Here is a 17,182-nt window from a genome sequence, read left to right as displayed (position 1 = left end):
GCTGATACAGATCATCTTATGATCAAACAGTCGTATGAATCGGGGCGCCAGCTCCTAATCGGTTCTGGAAGCCATTACCCGTTCTACCGTATCGACGATCGCCTGGGTTTGCGGATCGACTTCGATATTGACCGCCTCGCCCTGCTGTCGGAAGCCCAGGTTGGTCCGAGCCAGGGTTTCCGGAATCAGGTTGACGCAGAAACGGTTGTCCTGAACCTCACCGATCGTCAGGCTGATGCCGTCGATCCCGATATAGCCTTTGGTAAACAGGTACTTGCTTAGCGGCTCAGGAAGTTCAAACCAAACCTGGCGGTTGTTGGGGGTGTCGATGATCCGGCTGATCTCGGCGGTGCAGATGATATGGCCTGACATCGAGTGTCCGCCGATCTCATCGCCGAAACGGGCCGCGCGCTCCACATTGACCCGATCGCCGACCTCCAGTGCCCCCAGGTTGGTCAGCTTGAGGGTGGCCTGCATCAGATCAAAGCTCACCTGTTCGCCGTCGATGCGGGTGACCGTCAGGCAGCAGCCGTTGTGGGCCACCGAGGCACCGATGCTTAACCCTTCACGCATGGCGCTATCCAGCACCAGAGTGTGAGTCTGAAAATCCTGTTGTTTGTCGATGGCGACAATCTCGGCGGTACCGTGGACGATTCCGGTGAACACGTTGTTCGCTCCTTATCTAATCGATTGCTATGCTGAGATGCAGCGGCTTATTGTAACGAAACCATCGCCGCAAGCCAGATACGGTAACGAAATCATGAATGTGTTAATCACAGGTGCATCAGGGTTTATCGGCTCGGCCCTGATCCGCCATCTGTTGGATACCGACCGCACGGTGATCGGATTGAGTCGAAAGCCGGAACCTTTGGCGCGCCGGTTTGGTAACCGAATTAAAACCGTTGCTGAGTTAAAACAGATTGATGCCGATACCCGCATTGATGCGGTCGTCAATTTGGCGGGAGAGCCGATCCTTGACCGACGGTGGAGTGAGAAACGCAAGCAGGTGCTCTATAACAGCCGATTGGACACCACGGCGGCCGTGGTCGAGCTGATTCAGCGTCTGAAAACGAAACCGGCCGTATTGGTCAGCGGATCGGCGATCGGCTACTACGGTTCGCAACCGGATGACCGGATGCTGGATGAGAACAGTGAGGGGCGTAATGGCTTTACCCATAAGCTTTGTGCCGACTGGGAGGGTCGTGCGCTGGAAGTGCAGCGTCTGGGGGTGCGGGTCTGTCTATTGCGCACCGGTGTGGTTCTGGGCCATGGCGGTGCGTTAAAGCGGATGTTGCCACCCTTCAAGATGGCGCTGGGTGGTCCGATCGGCAGTGGTCGGCAGTGGTTCTCGTGGATCCAGCTCGAGGACATGGTCTCTTTAATCGACTTTCTGATTCAGCATCAGGTGCTAAGCGGTGCCTTCAATGCCACGGCGCCGGAGCCGGTGACCAACGCCGAATTCAGTAAGCAGCTGGGCAAGGTGCTGGGTCGACCGGCGATACTGCCGATGCCGGCGTTTGTGATGCGCTTAGCCCTGGGTGAGGGGGCCGAGTTGCTGTGCGAAGGGCAGCGTGTGGTGCCGGTGCGGTTGCAGCAGGCCGGTTTTGAGTTCCGCTATCCGCAGCTGGACAAGGCGCTGGCCGCCAGTCTCTAGGGGCTGTGGCTAAGTCCTCAACCACCGGCTTTGAGCCGGGTCTGCCATCCCGCTGCCGTTTGAATCCCTGTCCTGATCTTGCTTAACCTGTTGCCTAGCTCAGCAGAGCCGGGGTGGCCTCAGTCGTCGATGGTCAGGTTGATCGTCCCCCGGCGTTTTGGGGTGGTCGTCTCTGGCTGGGGTGCTGGAGGTGGTGGCGTTTTTTGCCGGCTCGGTCGCTGTGGGGCCGAGTCTGCGACTCGTCGTAATCGTACTAATCGCTGCAGCAACAGATCACCATCCCAGTATTCATGAGGGTTGGCAGCATGATATTCGAGGTTGCGCAATAGATAGCCCAGGGTCGGGTCCTTGGCTTGCTGTTCCAGTTCCAACAGGGTCCTGATCTGTTGTTGTGGCCACTGGGCTTCGGCCCAGTCGAACAGATACTGATGGGTCAGCTCCGGATCGTTGGCCCGGCAGGCATCGGCCAGCAACTCAAATCGATGATCCGATCCGGCGATCGTTGGCGTGGCAGGCGTGGCAGGCGTGGCAGGCGTGGATGGCATGGCCGGCTCAGGCTCGACCGGTGTCGCAACGGCGTCGCTGCCGGGATCGGCTGTCTGAAGCGCCTCCAACCGGGCTTCCAGCTGTTTGCGCTTTTGCCAGCTCAGTGTCCAACCCAGCGCGCAGATAATGGCGATACTTGCCCAGACCCAGGCCTGCCAGTGGGAGGTCGGAGCGGCATTATCCTGGTCGGGCTGAACCTTGGACTTAGCGGTTGGGCGGTTTTCGGTCGAGGGTGTCACGGCAGGGACTTGATTGGGCGGAGCGGCCAGGAATGGGTGGACCTCTATCGGCTTGCCCGGCACCTCGGCCAGTTCCAGCTCTTCGCGAACACTGTCCCACCAGGCTAGCTGCACGCCGGGTAATTGGAATTGGCCGTCGCGGGTCAGCAACAGTTTATAGTCGATGGTTTTTCGGCTGACCAGGACGCCATTGATCAGGCGCTGTTCCAGTTGCGGCGGTTGCGGGTAAAGGGTGATTCCATCCACGTTGTCCAGCTGCGGATCCGGCAACCAGGCTGCGGGGATGTCATGGCCTATCAGCTCCAAGGTTCGAACCAGGGTGTCACCGGCGCGAAGGTAGGCCTGTTGATCGGGCCAGCGTTGCTTGAGTTGGAATTCCGATGCCACCAGTACCGGCTTCCGGGGTAGATCATCGGGCCAGGGTAGGATCCGGAACGATACCGGTCTGGAGCTGACTTCCAGCGGCTGGCCATCAGCGCGATTGGCCATAAGGGTCAGTGCGTCCAGTCGATAATCACCGGGCTCCTGCCCCTGCAGTAGATAGTACTGTTCGATAACCTGATACTGACGATCGCCCAGCTGTTCGCTGTAGGTCTGCTGCCCGCCGATCGGAAAAACCTCAATGCCGTCGAGGCTGGGCTGGGTGATCTCGGCATGTTGTAACGGCAGGTTGTAGTACAGCTGCAGCCTCAGTCGCAGTGGATGACCGGGGTAGGTTTCGGACTGCTCCAGTTCGCTGATCAGGCGCACTTGCTCGGATAGCCGTTGTGGCCGAGGCTCTATCTGCAGCAGCAGTGGCTGGGTCTGCTCGCCCTTGACCGAGATCGGTGGAATTTGTACGTCACCGCTTTGACGGGGCCGCAGCTGTAGGGTCCAGCGGGAGATGTAGTGGGTCCGGCCGTTGCGTCGTTCCGTGAGGTAGCTGGAGCGGCTCGAGAGTAGGTCGAACTGTTGTTGCAGCGGTTGAAGATCGGGACTGCCGGGCACTGAGCGCAGTTGTACAGCCTCGAGTTGCAGCTCAAAGGGTTGGCCTTCAACCGGTGCTTGAGTCGGACTCTGCCAACTGACCTCTGCCTGGGCAGAATTAAGGCCGCTGCCGAGCCAAGCCAGCAGTAGAACCGCGATCAGCGGTCGATGAAGATGTTGAGCCAAGCGTTGCTTCACGGTGTGCTCTGACGCAGATGATCGGATGACAAGGAGGCTAGTGTAACAACCTTGCCGCAGCCCTGTAACTGACCGGTTGGCGCTAGCCTTTATTGCGACCGATGGCGCTCAGGATACCTCGTAGCATATTCAGCTCCAGACTTTCGGGCCGGGCGCGGTTAAACAGCCGGCGCAGTTTGGTCATCGACTTGCCGGGGTGTTGTGGAATCAGAAAGCCGACCTGTTCCAGGGTTTGCTCCAGGTGCTGGTAGAAGTTCTCCATCTGCTGCTGGGTAGGGTACTCGGTAGCTTCCGGTGCCACCTCGTCACGCAGCTGGGTTTTCCAGATCTCATAACAGATCACCTGGATCGCGGCGCTGACGTTGAGTACCGGGCTGTCGGGATTGGAGGGGATCGCCACATGAAAATGGCACTGCATCAGTTCGTCATTGTGAAGCCCCATACGTTCACGACCGAAGACGATTGCCACCGGGCCCTGGTTGGCTTCGGCAACCGCTTTCAAAGCACATTGCTCGGCGTCGAGCATAGGCCAGGGAAAACTGCGGCTGCGGGCGCTGGCACCGATCACCAGTGGACAATCGGCAATCGCTTCCGACAGGCTGCCGACAACACGAGCGTTGTCCAGCAGGTCGGTAGCCGAGGCGGCACGGGAGGTGGCTTTCGGATCCGGGAATAGCCGGGGCTCCACCAGTACCAGTTCATTCAGCCCCATGTTTTTCATCGCCCGGGCAGCGGCGCCGATATTTCCCGGATGAAAGGTGTTGATCATGACGATTCGAATATTGCTGAGCATGGAGCGCCTTTAACTCGGACAATGACAGGGAGGCCGATTATACGGAGCTATGGGTTGGCTTAACAGCTGACCTTTAGGCCCTGGCGGCGCTACAATAGCGTCCTTTTCGGCAAGTTGTAGTTTGAGGTTGATTGATTCCCCATGATGGATCAGCGTTTTGGCGGTACCCGCCGTTTGTATGGAACCGATGGTGTCGACGCGCTGGCGCAGTCGCACGTCTGTGTTATCGGCATCGGTGGCGTCGGCTCCTGGGTTGTCGAAGCCCTGGCCCGTAGTGCCGTCGGAGAGTTAACCCTGATCGACCTTGACGATCTCTGCGTGACCAATACCAATCGTCAGATTCACGCCCTGACCGATACCATCGGTCAGTCGAAGGTGGCCGTGATGGCCGAACGGGTGGCTCAGATCAACCCGGATTGCCGCTGCCACCAGGTCGAAGAGTTTATCGATGAGCAAAATGCCTGGGAACTGTTGGATCAGCGTTATGACTATGTGATCGACGCGATCGATGATGTGCGTGCCAAAGCAGCGATTATCGCCTGCTGCCGGCGCCGGAAAATCCCGATTATCACGATCGGTGGCGCTGGGGGGCAGATCGATCCGACCCAGATAGCGGTGGCCGATCTGAGTCGTACCGAACAGGATCCGCTGGCAGCCAAGGTGCGCTCGCATTTGCGGCGGTTCTACAATTTCAGCTCGAATCTCAAACGTCGCTTCGATGTTCCCTGTGTCTACTCGACCGAGCAGCTGCGTTATCCGCAGTCTGACGGCACCGTTTGTTCGCAGAAGATCAACACCGAAGAGGGTGAGGGGATGCGACTGGATTGCAACAGCGGTTTTGGTGCCAGCACCTGTGTGACGGCGACCTTTGGGTTTGTCGCCGTGGCCCGGGTCCTGGACAAATTGATCGAGCGGGCCGCCCGTCGGGCAGCCGCATCGGATTGAATCGTCGACGTAAGGCTGCTGGTTACAGTCGCCGTTGCCAGTCGCCATCCGGTTGCAGGCAGAACAGATAGCTGCCATTGGATGACTTGCCGTGACTATCGAAGATGGTTATGGCAGTCTGACGGCAGCGCTCGCCGCCGTTCATCATTGATGCCGAAGGGACGACCACGCCGGAGTGCTTCGATTTATGGTTGGCCCAGGAGCTGGGCTGACCGTCGGTATTGTCATTGAGTGCCCGCTGGACGGTGCGTTGCAGTAGCTCCCAGTCATCGCTGCCAAAGCTGCTGGCCGGGGTGTAGCTGATATCCCAGCGTTCGGCACCGCGACAATAATCAAACTGATAGCGTTCGCCCTTGCCCTGGGATCGAACGATGCGAATACGAACCTGGCGGCATTGCTGCTGATCTTTCTGATAACTCACCAACGGCTGAATCCGTGCCTGCAGATCGCTGAACTCGGATTGCCAGTGTCTGATCTCAAAATCCTGCGCCTGCTCCAGGCTGCTTTGCAGTTCGGCCCGGAGGGAATCGGCATCCTTTGGATCAAGGTCCGTTAGAACCGAATTCGACAAGAACAGCAGATTGCCTGCTTGAGCTAGCGAGATGGAACCGGTACTGGTCAGAACAAAGAAGCTCAACAGCAGCGAGAAGTATTTCAATTTAGACATGGCATGACCTGTTTGTGATCCTTACGAACGGGTGGTAACGGCACTATTGTGAGCCGGTGATACGGCGATAGTTCCCACTAAGCCTAGTCGCATGAATTAGAGTCTGCCTGCCGCTTTATCGATAGCGTGCCGCTACGGCTACGATTTCGTCGATAATGGCGCGCAGGCCGTTACTGCGTGAAGGACTGAGGTGTTGGTCAAGTTGCAGTTCGGCAAAGCGGTGTTGTAGAACAGACGGGTCGATATCAGCTGGTGAACAATGCTGAAGCTGTTCAATCAAAAGCATCCCTAAGCCTTTGATAATTCTTGTGTCGCTGTCGATTCTGAACCGAATTTCTGCGGTTTCGATATCGTAATGGTGACTCATCCAGACCCGGCTGCTGCAGCCATGCAACAGGTTTTGCGGCAGGCGTAACTCAGGGTCTTCGGGTTGCTGCTGAGCGGCTTTCATCAGCAAAGCGTAGCGGGTTTTCCAATAGGGTTTGGACAGCAGCGAGTCGAGCAGCGGCTGTGAGGTCGCTCGAGTCTCGCCGGCGGCCTGATCTGATAGATCGGGGGTTGGCGTTGATTCATCGGCCAGCAGGTTCAGCAGGCCTTCGACCAGGCGGTCGACATCCTGACGATGATTGTAAAGCCCGAAAGAAGCGCGGGCGCTGCCGTCCAGGCCCAAGCGTTGATGAAGCGGCATGGCGCAGTGGTGGCCGGTTCGGATTGCAATTCCTTGCTGGTCGAGCAGGGCGCCGAGGTCAAAGTTATGCAGCCCATCGATCACGAACGGGACCAGTCCGATCCGTTGCCCGGGATTGCCGATGATCTGCAGTCCCGGCACGGTCTTCAGGCGTTGCTCGGCGTATCTCAGCAGTTGCTGTTCATGATTGAGTCGCTGGCCGCGATCGAAGCCTTCCAGGTAGTCGATCGCCGCCGCCAGTCCGATGGCTCCGGCAATATTGGGGGTGCCCGCTTCGAAGCGGAAGGGGGGCGGTTGATAGCTGCTGGATTCGAAGCTGACCTGTTCGATCATCTCACCACCGCCTTGCCAGGGCGGCATCGCCTGCAGTAGTGCCTGTTTGCCGTAGAGCACACCGATACCGGTGGGACCGTAGAGCTTGTGGCCGGAGAACAGGTAGAAGTCGCAGTCCAGTGCTTGCACATCGATGGGGAAATGGCTGACCGCCTGGGCACCGTCGATCAATACCTTGGCGCCAACCCGGTGAGCCTGTTCGATCATGGTTTCAATTGGATTGACCGAACCCAATGCATTGGAGACCTGGGTCAGGGCCAGCAAACGGGTACGCGGGTTCAGCAGCGATTGGAAGGCTTCTTGGTCCAGGTCCCCGTTATCCAGCATCGGAATGACGCGCAATTTGGCGCCGCTGCGTTGGGCCAGCAGCTGCCAGGGAACGATATTGGCGTGATGTTCCAGGGTGCTGATCAGGATTTCATCGCCTTCGGTTATCGCCAGTTGGCCGAAACTATGGGCCACCAGGTTGATCCCCTCGGTGGTTCCCCGGGTCCAGATGATCTCGCTGCTGTGGGCGGCGTTGATAAAGTGTTGAACCCTTTCCCGCGCCTGTTCGAAGGCTTCGGTAGCCTGGCGGCTCAGTCGGTGGGCGGCCCGGTGGACGTTGGCGTTATCCTGTCGATAGTAACGACTCAAGGCATCGATAACGGCGCTCGGTTTCTGGGTGGTGGCGGCGCTGTCGAGATAGCAGAGATCGGAGTCGGCCAGCAACGGAAAATCGGCCCGAATTCGGGCCGAGTCAAAGGGAGCAGATTTGGGCATCGGGCTTGTCGATAGGGGTTAGGCGTTATCTTCCGACATCGACTGCATCACCTCCTGAGCCCAGCTCAGGCTGTGACGGTAGGCCCCTTCGTAGACCGCGTCGTTGATATCGAATTCAGAGAGGCGGTCCCATTCACCGCGTTCGTAGGCAAAGGCGGCCTTGAGTACCTCGCCCTGAGTGCCTTTGCGCTTGCCGATTGCGGCCTTGAGCTCTTCGTTCAGCGGAATCTGCTTCAGGACTTCGTCCATACGCATATCCATCAGCGCGTCGATTTCACTCATGATGCCGACCAGGAAGAAATTGCTGGTATCCGGATAGCCTTTGGATTCAGCCAGCAGTTCACACATCCGCGCTCTGACCAACAGCGCCCGGGACAGTTCGGTCGGTTTGTCCTTGTTGCTGCTCATCGCGATCAGGGTGGCCCATTTCTTAACCTGGTCCAGTCCCAGCATCACGATCGCTTGATTGAGCGAGTCGATCTTGCGGGTCAGCGCGTAAGCGGCAGAGTTGACGATGCGCAGCAGCTTAAAGGTCAGCACCGAGTCTTTGATGATCAGATGTTCGAGCTTGTCGGCGGTGGTGTTGGGGTTTTGGACCTCCTGCACCACCTGCATCAAGGCCAGCGAGTTGGCCGACACGTTTTTCTTGCCTTTGACGACCTGGGGTTTGCTCAGGAAGTGGCCCTGGAACAGTTTGAATCCCATGTCGACGCACTCATAGAGATGGTCGAGTTTATCGATGCGCTTGGCCAGCAGGGTGACCTTATAGGACGAGAGCGCATCAAGCTGCTGTTTCACCTCGTCCTCGTCCAGCTTGGAGACATCGATCTTGACGATATTGACCAGTTTCAACAGCAGCGCGTATTTCGGGTCAAAGATGAAGTCGTCAATCGAAACCTTGAAGCCATCCTGGCGCAGCTTCTGCACCGCCAATAACAGCGGCTTGTCGATCTCGATATCGCCGGGAAGTTCTGCCACCACCTGCTTGCACAGCAGTGTGGGCAGGGTCTGATTGAGCAGCATCTCCCGGGTCAGTTTGATAAAAGCGGGGACCCGTTTGGTGGTGCCTTCATCGCTGATGCTGGTGAAGTTCAGCAGCATCTGACTGGATGCCTGGTCTCCCTCAAGGAAGTCGCTGTCGTTATCGTTGTCGCTACGGTAAAGCAGCTCGTACGCGATAACTTTGAGTTGGCGATCAAAAATCGGCTGGCGCGCCATCAGCGTCTGGCTGTTCGAGGAAGTCTGGTCCATTCAGAGAGTCCAAGCGGATGTTTTTACGGCATTCTAGCCCAATGGCAGGAGTTAGCCTATCGGCTTGAGGGTTGGAATCGAGGTTCCGTTGATCCGGAACAAGGATCGGACAGGGCTGACGCGCTGGGCTATAATGCGCGGCCAGAATTTGAGCGCTAACAGAGTGGTTTAACAATGTCGATTCAGTGGTTTCCCGGTCACATGCATAAGGCGAGAAAAGAGATCGCCAAAGTGATCGATCAGATCGATGTGGTGATCGAAGTTCTCGATGCCCGTCTGCCGCAATCGAGTGAAAATCCGCTGGTGGAGCAGCTTCGCGGTCGCAAGCCGGTTATCAAGGTGCTCAACAAGAGTGATCTGGCCGATGCCGGGCGTACCCGCAAGTGGGTCAAATACCTCAGCGAGGGCACGGTTCAGGCGATGCCGTTGCGGATGGGACAGAAGCAGGAGCTGCAACAGCTGGTGGATCGCTGTAAAGCGGCGGCTCCGGCGCGGGTGGCGGCCGACCGTCCGGTGCGGGTGATGATCATGGGGATTCCCAACGTCGGCAAGTCGACCCTGATCAACGCGCTGATGGGGCGCAAGTTGGCCAAGGTGGGTAACGAGCCGGCCGTGACTAAGACCCAGCAGCGTTTTGTGGCCCACAACGGTCTGGCGGTTTTCGACACGCCGGGTATTCTGTGGCCGAAGATCGAGGACGAAGACTCTTCCTATCGTCTGGCCGCCAGTGGAGCGATTCGCGACACCGTGGTGGAGTATGAAGATATTGCGCTCTATAGCCTGGACTTCCTGCGGCGCGATTATCCACAGCTGCTCCAAGAGCGGTTTAAACTGACCGAATTGCCGGCCAGCGCCGACGAGCTGCTGGACCTGGTTGGCCGTAAACGCGGCTGCCTCAAGAGCGGCGGCGTGGTTGATCGCACCAAGGCTGGTGAGGTTCTGATCGGAGATCTGCGCTCGGGCCTGATCGGTCGCCTGAGTTTTGAAACCGTCGGTGAGTGGGTCGAGAAGAAACGCCTGGCCGAGCTGGAGCGACAGCGCTTGCTTGAGCAAGAGCAGCTGGAACAGCAGAATTCACAGCAACCATCATCGAATAACGACTAACCCCGGCCTTTTGCCGGACCGGTTGGTCTGCAGTCAGTACACCGGAGATACCTATGACTCGCCAGAAAAAATCCCGCCGTGAGGCAGGTCGTATTCCTGTGCCGGAGGGCGCCGAACAGGATCAACGTCAGCGCCGGGTGGCGCAGAATAAACTCAAGGCGCGTCAGCGCAGTCAGTTTGATCAACTGCAGGACAAACAGCGCAACCCGGATTCAGACGGAGCATCGGCGCAATCGGCCAAGCGCAAGTCCAGGCTTAAGCGTGATCCTGCTGCCGTGGCGCAGCGTTCGCAACAGCTGATGGAGCAGAGCGAACAGTCGGATAGCGAATCCGCCGCCGATTAATACCCGACCCGACGTCTCGGGTCGATCGATTCAGACACTGCCCAAGTCCGTTAGCCATGATGCGGTCGCTCCGGCGGCCGCGCTTTTCGCAACAAACTAAAAAATATCGCTTTTCTACAGCAACTTAGCCTTACTTCGCGACACTCTGGACTATCCTATTAGGGTCAGATTCAGGCGAAGGGGAAAGTCATGGCGCAGGGTGTTGCTGATCGTTATCAGAGTACGCTTAATCGACTACAGGAGCAGCTGGCGGCACGACTTCCGGCCGAGCAGGCCGAGGCTATAGGACGCTTTGCTGCGCTCCTGTATCGCTCTGTGTCGGCCCGTGAAATCGAAGGGATTCCGGTCGATCAGCTCTATGGTTCGATTCTGGAGAGTTGGTATTTCCTCCAGCAGCGACAGCCGGGACAGACCAAGGTTAAGGTTTTCAATCCGGATAACGAGGCCAACGGCTGGGCTTCAAACCATACCATCATCTTGATTCTGCTGGACGACATGCCGTTCCAGATCGATTCGCTACGGATGGAGGTCAACCGTCGCGGCTTGACGCTGCACAATATCCAGAACGCGATCCTTACCGTCGAGCGTGAAAACGGTGAGCTGCTCAGCTTGTCCAATTTTGATCAGCAGTCGCCGGACAACGAGTCCTACGTCTATCTGGAGATCGACCGGTACGCCAAACCCGCCGAACAGCGTGAACTGAAACAGTCGCTGATCGAAGTGCTGGGAGATGTGCAGGCGGTCACCGAAGATTTCGAGTCGATGATGGCACAGTCCAATTCGCTGCTCGAACGTCTGGATCAGGCTTCGCTGCCGTCCGAATTACTGCGTGAGCAGCAGGCCTTCCTGCGCTGGACCATGGACAATCACTTCACGTTCCTCGGTTACGAACAGTTCAAGCTGGTCAAGCACAAGAGCGGCCCGGTAATGCGGTCTCAGCCCTCGAGTCGATTGGGTCTCTGCCGTATGCCCTGGGCTGAAACCGAGGCTCGGCTGCTCAGTGACGTGTCGGTCCGGCCGGGGCAGGCGGTGGCGCTGGAGGAACTGATCGGATTCGCCAAGTCGAGTACGCCGGTTCGGGTACATCGCCCGGTTTATGCCAACTACATCCTGTTGCGTGAGTTTGATGAGCAGGGGGTGGTCTGTGTTGAGCACCGTTTCCTGGGGCTCTACACCTCTCCGGTCTATACCGAAAGCCCGCGTAACATTCCCGTGGTTCGGACCAAGGTCGAGCAGGTGTTGGAGCGGGCGGAGCTTTATCCGGGCAGCCACGATTGGAAGGAGCTGCGGCAGATTCTGGAAACCTATCCGCGTGATGACCTGTTCCAGATCGATGTCGACGCGTTGTTCGAAAGTGTGCTGGATATTCTGCATATCCATGAACGGCGTCAGATTCGCCTGTTTGTGCGCCGGGCCGCCTATGGTCGTTACTACTCCTGTCTGGTGTTTGTGCCCCGGGATCTCTACAACACCGATCTGCGCCAGCGGGTACAGAAGATTTTGTGCGAGGCGTTTGAGTGTGAACAGGTGGAATTCAATACCCTGTTGTCCGAATCACTGCTAGCCCGGACCCAGTTTATTCTGCATATGCGTGAGCAGGACACCGGTGCCGAGGTCGATTTCAAGTCGCTCGAGCAGCGGGTAATCCAGGCAGCACGGAGCTGGTCGGAGGAGTTATTGCAGGCACTGGCTGATACCTACGGCGATGCCCAGGGGGCGGTGATCCATGGGCGCTGCAAACAGGCCTTCCCAGCCTCATATCGAGACGATTTTTCACCCCGGGCCGCGGTGGCCGATATTGACCGGATTCTACAGCTAAGCCCCGAACAGCCGCTGGGGATGAGCTTTTACCGACCGCTGGGTGGGCAGGACGAGCGGTTCAATTTCAAACTCTATCACTACGGCAAACCGATCCCGCTTTCCGAGGTGATCCCGGTGATGGAGCATCTGGGTCTGATCGTTCAGGATGAGCACCCCTATGCCATCCAGCTTGATGACGGCAAGGTCTGGTTGCATGACTTTGGTCTGACCCACAGTGCCGGAACCCCGATAGAGATCGAAGCGGTCCGGGATATTTTTCTGGACGCGTTCGATCGTATCTGGGCCGGCGATTGTGCCAGTGATAGTTTCAACCGACTGGTGCTCGGTGCTTCCATGGATTGGCGCGAAGTCAGCGTCCTACGCGCCTATGCCGCCTACATGAAGCAGATCGGCCTTACCCTCAGTCAGCATGCGATTGCCGGGAGCCTGATGGCCTACCCACAGATCAGTCGCCTTCTGATTGAGATCTTTAATCAGCGCTTTAATCCAGCGCAGCTACAAGGGCTGGAACCGCATCAGATCGTTGCTGATCGGGTACACCTGTTGGAATCCTTCAGTAGTGCTCTGGATCAGGTGCCGGGTTTGACCGAAGATCGGATCCTGCGGCTCTACAACGACCTGATCAGTGCCACGGTTCGGACCAACTTCTTTCAGCTGGATGCTGACGCAAAACCGAAAACCACCCTGGTGCTGAAGCTGAAGCCCAGAGCGCTGCCGGAGGTGCCGCAACCGGCGCCGATGTTCGAACTGTTCGTTCATAGTGCGCGCTTTGAGGGGGTGCATCTGCGGGCGGGGAAAATAGCCCGGGGCGGGCTGCGCTGGTCGGACCGCAGCGAGGATTACCGTACCGAGGTGCTCGGGCTGGTGAAAGCCCAGCAGGTCAAGAACGCGGTAATCGTGCCGGTTGGGGCCAAAGGCGGCTTTATCTGCCATCGGTTGCATGACGGGATGACGCCGCAGCAGCGGTTTGAAGAGGGGCGAAGCTGTTATCAGGGCTTTATCCGCGGGCTGCTGGATGTCACCGACAATGCAGCGGGCGGTATCGTTGAACCGCCTGACCGGGTGCGTTGTTACGATGAGCCCGATCCCTATCTGGTGGTGGCCGCCGATAAGGGGACCGCAACCTTCTCCGACACCGCCAACGAGATCGCCCAGCAGTATGATTTCTGGCTCGGAGACGCCTTTGCTTCCGGCGGCAGCCAGGGCTATGACCATAAGGCCATGGGGATCACCGCTCGCGGAGGCTGGGTGGCGGTGCAGCGCCATTTCCGCGAACTGAGTATCAACATGAAAGAGCCGTTCAGCGTGGTCGGTATCGGCGCCATGGCCGGCGATGTGTTCGGCAATGGCATGCTGTGCTCAGACCAGATTCAACTGGTGGCTGCCTTCAGTCAGTTTTACATCTTTGTCGACCCCAATCCCGACCCCGAAGCCTCCTATGCCGAGCGAAAGCGCCTGTTTGAGGCGGTGGCTGACTGGGACCAGTACGACCGTACATTGATCTCTGAAGGCGGCGGGGTGTTCCATCGGTCGGCCAAGATGATCAACATTACCCCAGCGATGAAGCGGCGCTTCGGACTCGAGGTCGATCGTCTCAGCGCGAATGAATTCCTTTGTGCGTTGTTGGCAGCGCCGGTGGATCTGCTCTGGAACGGGGCGATCGGGACCTATGTTAAAAGCAGCGCCGAACGCCATGCCGATGTCGGCGATAAGGCCAACGACAACGTACGTATCGATGCCAGTCAACTACGCGCCCGGGTGGTGGGTGAAGGGGGCAATCTGGGAATGACCGCCGCCTCGCGGATCGAATACTCGCTGCAGGGGGGAGCCTGTAACGGTGACTTTATCGATAACTCGGCGGGGGTTAACTGCTCCGACTATGAGGTCAACATCAAGATTTTCCTCGATGCCCAGGTCCGCGCGGGTGAGATGACTGCCAAACAGCGTAATCAGCTGCTGGTGAAAATGACCGATCCGGTGGCCGAGCGGGTATTGCGGGACAACTTCCAGCAGGTCGAAGCGATCACCATGGCCCAGGCTCAGGCCCACGAGCGCCTGGGGGAATACCGACGCTACATTCAGGCCTTGGAGCGTGAAGGTCTGCTGGATCGTGAGCTGGAGAGTATTCCCGATGAGGAGGAGTTGGATCGGCGTCGGCAACTGGGGCAGGGGCTGACGCGACCGGAATTGGCGGTGCTGATCTCCATCACCAAGGGGTGGCTGAAACAGCAGCTGCTGGATTCGGAACTGCCGGATGACCCCTATGTGCAGAAAGTGATGCTGGATGCCTTCCCGGAACAGATGGTGAAGCGGTTTGCCGAGCAGTTGCAGCAGCATCCGTTACGGCGTGAACTGATCTCGACCCGGATCGCCAATGCGCTGGTGAACCATATGGGCTGTAGTTTCGTGCACCGTATGCGCAGTACCACGGCGGCGAGTGTTGAGGAGATCGTGCGCGCCTATATCCTGGCCAGGGATATTTACGACCTGAACGGACTGTGGAAACAGATCGATGCGCTCGAAGCCCTTGAAGTGCGACGTGAGGTGCAGCTGCGGATGCTGTTGGAGCTGCAGCGGATGATACGTCGAGCTGCACGCTGGTTACTGCGTAATCGGCACCCCTTGCTGCTGGATCAGGGCGAGCTGGAGCAGCTGCAGCCGCTGCTGCATCAGTTGGCGGAAAATATGGGTGACTGGCTGCTGGGTAGCCCGGCCCAGGCCTGGAAGGACCGTTTCTATTTCTACACCCAGGCAGGGGTACCCGAAGCGCTGGCGCGCCAGATCGCCGGGACCACGATGCTGTATGCCGCGCTTGGCATGAATGAGATTTCTGATGAGCGGGTCGGGTTGCAGCAGGTGGCGGCAGTGTACTGCCTGCTGGGTGAACGCCTGGATCTGTTCTGGTTGTCACGGACGATCGATTCCCTGAGTGTGATCAACCACTGGCAGGCCAGTGCTCGGGAAACCCTGCGGGATGATCTTGAGCTGCAGACAAGACGTCTGGGGGTGGCCTTGATCCCCTATCTACAGGAACACTCGAATGCCGATGCCGGGTTTGAGGCCTGGGTCGGGCAGCACGAGTTGATGGTCACCCAGTGGCTGAGTATGCTGGCCGAGTTGAAAAACAGTGACCGGCAGGATTATGCGATCTACACCGTGGCAATCAAGCGGCTGTCGGAGATAGCCGCCGCCTGAGGCAAGGTCGCTATCACTGCCTGGCCTGGGCGTGGTTTTGTAGGGAGTCATCGGGGTGGTCGGTGCGATAACATTGCAGAGTGTGGACGTTGATCTGCTGATCAGCGCCGACGAGTACCTGAAATATTACCGCGGTGAAAGCAAGGTGGTCAGCTGTCGCGCCCGTGATGGCCGACGGCTGCGTTTCCCGGTGGCTATTCTGCAGCCCTTTCTCAAGCATAACGGCATCTGTGGCAGCTTCCGCATCCGTTTCGATGCACAGGGTAAATTCGTCGATATACAGCCGCTTTAGCCGGGTTCACCCGTGCATAAATTGGTCTATTCCGTATAATGCCGGGCAGTTTCCAAGGAGCCCGCTATGTCCTACGCCACCCTGCAGTCGTTGCTATTCCGTTTTGAACCTGAAACCGCCCATTCGCTGTCGATGTCGGCTATCGATATGGCAGAGGCGGCCGGCTTGAGTCAGCTTATCTACCGTCAGGTCAATGCGCCGGTTGAGGTGATGGGGATTCAATTTCCCAATGCGGTGGGGTTGGCTGCCGGGCTGGACAAGAATGCCGAGCATATCGACGGTTTGGCTGCTCTGGGTTTCGGCTTTATCGAGGTAGGCACGGTAACGCCGCGACCGCAGCCGGGTAATCCGAAGCCGCGGCTGTTCCGGATCCCTGAGCATCAGGCGATCATCAACCGGATGGGCTTTAACAACCAGGGGGTCGACTACCTGATCAAACAGGTGGACAACAGCCGTTTCGATGGGGTGCTGGGTATCAACATCGGCAAGAATTTTGATACCCCGGTGGAGCGTGCGACCGATGATTACCTGCTCTGCCTGCGTAAAGTCTACAGCCGGGCCAGCTATATCACCGTTAACGTTTCCTCACCCAATACCCCGGGGCTTCGCTCGCTACAGTTCGGCGAGTCCCTGAATCAGCTGCTGCAAGCGCTGAAAGATGAGCAGGCCCGCCTGGCCGACTACTACAGTCGTTATGTCCCTATTGCGGTTAAGATTGCACCGGACATGGATCAGGAAGAGATCGAGATGGTCGCTCAAGCGTTGATCAACTATCGGCTCGACGGAGTCATCGCGACCAATACGACCCTGGACCGTAAGGCCGTTCAGAGTTCACCCATCGCGCAAGAGGCGGGCGGACTCAGCGGTACTCCGGTGCGTCGTCGTTCGACCCAGGTGATCTCGTCGCTGGCCAAGGCGTTGGATGGCGCGTTGCCGATTATCGGAGTCGGTGGCATCGGTGAGGGGCGTGACGCGGTGGAGAAGATCCGTGCCGGGGCTTCGCTGGTGCAGATCTATAGCGGCTTTATTTATCGAGGCCCGGCATTGATCAGTGAAGCCGCCAAGGCGGTGGCCAAGGCCTGATCGGCTGAGCCCATTTCCGATCATCCGTACGCTTAACGACAAAGGGCCCGCATCGGCGGGCCCTTTTATCCTTGTCTAATGGTTAACGTCGTCAGGGTAGATTGGGTGTGCAGTGTAGGTTGGAAATGCCCTGATATCCGTCCCAGAAGTCTGATCGACCTTGGCGCCAACCACTGATCCAGTGCTGTCGGCTTTCGCCGGCTGTGGAGGGGCATATGTCTTTTGATTTACCTGATACGCCGGCACGATAACCGCGTACATAAGCTCTGGATGTTAAATCCCGTTTTTGTCTCTTCATTCA

General features: G+C 57.9%; 14 protein-coding genes. 7 read left to right on the top strand and 7 right to left on the bottom strand.

The window, feature by feature from the left end:
• Positions 1-54: 54 nt before the first annotated feature.
• The gene (locus ACO05M_RS13095; protein ID WP_421863591.1) at positions 55-666 is read right to left on the bottom strand and encodes a riboflavin synthase subunit alpha; all 612 of its coding nucleotides are present in this window, start codon (positions 664-666) and stop codon (positions 55-57) included.
• Between the two features lie 94 nt (positions 667-760).
• Between ACO05M_RS13095 and ACO05M_RS13090 the strand changes: the two genes are divergently transcribed.
• Positions 761-1,654 carry a TIGR01777 family oxidoreductase gene (locus ACO05M_RS13090; RefSeq protein ID WP_421863588.1) on the top strand — a complete coding sequence of 298 codons (894 nt, stop codon included), beginning with the start codon at positions 761-763 and terminating at the stop codon, positions 1,652-1,654.
• Between the two features lie 119 nt (positions 1,655-1,773).
• On the opposite strand, the gene ACO05M_RS13085 is transcribed toward ACO05M_RS13090, so the two are convergent.
• The gene (locus ACO05M_RS13085; protein WP_421863585.1) at positions 1,774-3,603 is read right to left on the bottom strand and encodes a BatD family protein; all 1,830 of its coding nucleotides are present in this window, start codon (positions 3,601-3,603) and stop codon (positions 1,774-1,776) included.
• Positions 3,604-3,685: 82 nt separating this feature from the next.
• Positions 3,686-4,396, bottom strand: coding sequence for a tRNA (cytosine(32)/uridine(32)-2'-O)-methyltransferase TrmJ (trmJ, locus tag ACO05M_RS13080; protein ID WP_421863582.1), 711 nt, complete (start codon positions 4,394-4,396; stop codon positions 3,686-3,688).
• Positions 4,397-4,537: 141 nt separating this feature from the next.
• Between trmJ and tcdA the strand changes: the two genes are divergently transcribed.
• Positions 4,538-5,341: a tRNA cyclic N6-threonylcarbamoyladenosine(37) synthase TcdA gene (gene tcdA, locus ACO05M_RS13075; RefSeq protein ID WP_421863579.1), complete on the top strand. Its 804-nt coding sequence runs from the start codon at positions 4,538-4,540 to the stop codon at positions 5,339-5,341.
• A gap of 22 nt (positions 5,342-5,363) precedes the next feature.
• Here the strand turns inward: tcdA and ACO05M_RS13070 are convergent, their stop codons facing one another.
• From ACO05M_RS13070 to ACO05M_RS13060, 3 genes are all read right to left on the bottom strand, one after another.
• Positions 5,364-6,008: a hypothetical protein gene (locus ACO05M_RS13070; protein WP_421863576.1), complete on the bottom strand. Its 645-nt coding sequence runs from the start codon at positions 6,006-6,008 to the stop codon at positions 5,364-5,366.
• A gap of 115 nt (positions 6,009-6,123) precedes the next feature.
• Positions 6,124-7,791, bottom strand: coding sequence for a SufS family cysteine desulfurase (locus tag ACO05M_RS13065; RefSeq protein ID WP_421863574.1), 1,668 nt, complete (start codon positions 7,789-7,791; stop codon positions 6,124-6,126).
• Positions 7,792-7,809: 18 nt separating this feature from the next.
• A complete protein-coding gene (locus tag ACO05M_RS13060; RefSeq protein WP_421863571.1) occupies positions 7,810-9,042 on the bottom strand; it encodes an EAL and HDOD domain-containing protein in 1,233 nt (410 codons plus the stop codon).
• Positions 9,043-9,216: 174 nt separating this feature from the next.
• Here ACO05M_RS13060 and ylqF point away from each other — a divergent pair, with 174 nt between their 5' ends.
• The 5 genes from ylqF to ACO05M_RS13035 all read left to right on the top strand — a co-directional run bounded on the left by ylqF (position 9,217) and on the right by ACO05M_RS13035 (position 16,881).
• The gene (gene ylqF, locus ACO05M_RS13055) at positions 9,217-10,146 is read left to right on the top strand and encodes a ribosome biogenesis GTPase YlqF (protein WP_421863568.1); all 930 of its coding nucleotides are present in this window, start codon (positions 9,217-9,219) and stop codon (positions 10,144-10,146) included.
• Positions 10,147-10,199: 53 nt separating this feature from the next.
• Complete coding sequence (locus ACO05M_RS13050) at positions 10,200-10,490, top strand: hypothetical protein (protein ID WP_421863565.1); 291 nt, start codon at positions 10,200-10,202, stop codon at positions 10,488-10,490.
• Between the two features lie 189 nt (positions 10,491-10,679).
• Complete coding sequence (locus ACO05M_RS13045) at positions 10,680-15,506, top strand: NAD-glutamate dehydrogenase (RefSeq protein WP_421863562.1); 4,827 nt, start codon at positions 10,680-10,682, stop codon at positions 15,504-15,506.
• Positions 15,507-15,561: 55 nt separating this feature from the next.
• Entirely contained in the window at positions 15,562-15,798 is a 237-nt protein-coding gene (locus ACO05M_RS13040; protein WP_421863560.1) for a DUF2835 domain-containing protein, read from the top strand.
• Positions 15,799-15,864: 66 nt separating this feature from the next.
• A complete protein-coding gene (locus tag ACO05M_RS13035; protein WP_421863558.1) occupies positions 15,865-16,881 on the top strand; it encodes a quinone-dependent dihydroorotate dehydrogenase in 1,017 nt (338 codons plus the stop codon).
• A gap of 91 nt (positions 16,882-16,972) precedes the next feature.
• Here ACO05M_RS13035 and rmf read toward each other — a convergent pair whose 3' ends face one another.
• Positions 16,973-17,179 carry a ribosome modulation factor gene (gene rmf / locus ACO05M_RS13030; RefSeq protein WP_421863555.1) on the bottom strand — a complete coding sequence of 69 codons (207 nt, stop codon included), beginning with the start codon at positions 17,177-17,179 and terminating at the stop codon, positions 16,973-16,975.
• Positions 17,180-17,182: the final 3 nt, after the last annotated feature.

The organism is Motiliproteus sp., assembly GCF_965230735.1.
Lineage (GTDB): Bacteria > Pseudomonadota > Gammaproteobacteria > Pseudomonadales > Balneatricaceae > Motiliproteus.
Note: the sequence above shows the minus strand (reverse complement) of the source record. Positions and strands in the feature narration are given on the sequence as shown.

Bases quoted from the DNA above. Each gene is read 5' to 3' on its own strand.
- ACO05M_RS13090 (WP_421863588.1), top strand. From the start codon at position 761: ATGAATGTGTTAATCACAGGTGCATCAGGGTTTATCGGCTCGGCCCTG.
- trmJ (WP_421863582.1), bottom strand. From the start codon at position 4,396: ATGCTCAGCAATATTCGAATCGTCATGATCAACACCTTTCATCCGGGA.
- tcdA (WP_421863579.1), top strand. From the start codon at position 4,538: ATGATGGATCAGCGTTTTGGCGGTACCCGCCGTTTGTATGGAACCGAT.
- ACO05M_RS13070 (WP_421863576.1), bottom strand. From the start codon at position 6,008: ATGTCTAAATTGAAATACTTCTCGCTGCTGTTGAGCTTCTTTGTTCTG.
- ACO05M_RS13065 (WP_421863574.1), bottom strand. From the start codon at position 7,791: ATGCCCAAATCTGCTCCCTTTGACTCGGCCCGAATTCGGGCCGATTTT.
- ACO05M_RS13060 (WP_421863571.1), bottom strand. From the start codon at position 9,042: ATGGACCAGACTTCCTCGAACAGCCAGACGCTGATGGCGCGCCAGCCG.
- ylqF (WP_421863568.1), top strand. From the start codon at position 9,217: ATGTCGATTCAGTGGTTTCCCGGTCACATGCATAAGGCGAGAAAAGAG.
- ACO05M_RS13050 (WP_421863565.1), top strand. From the start codon at position 10,200: ATGACTCGCCAGAAAAAATCCCGCCGTGAGGCAGGTCGTATTCCTGTG.
- ACO05M_RS13045 (WP_421863562.1), top strand. From the start codon at position 10,680: ATGGCGCAGGGTGTTGCTGATCGTTATCAGAGTACGCTTAATCGACTA.
- ACO05M_RS13035 (WP_421863558.1), top strand. From the start codon at position 15,865: ATGTCCTACGCCACCCTGCAGTCGTTGCTATTCCGTTTTGAACCTGAA.
- rmf (WP_421863555.1), bottom strand. From the start codon at position 17,179: ATGAAGAGACAAAAACGGGATTTAACATCCAGAGCTTATGTACGCGGT.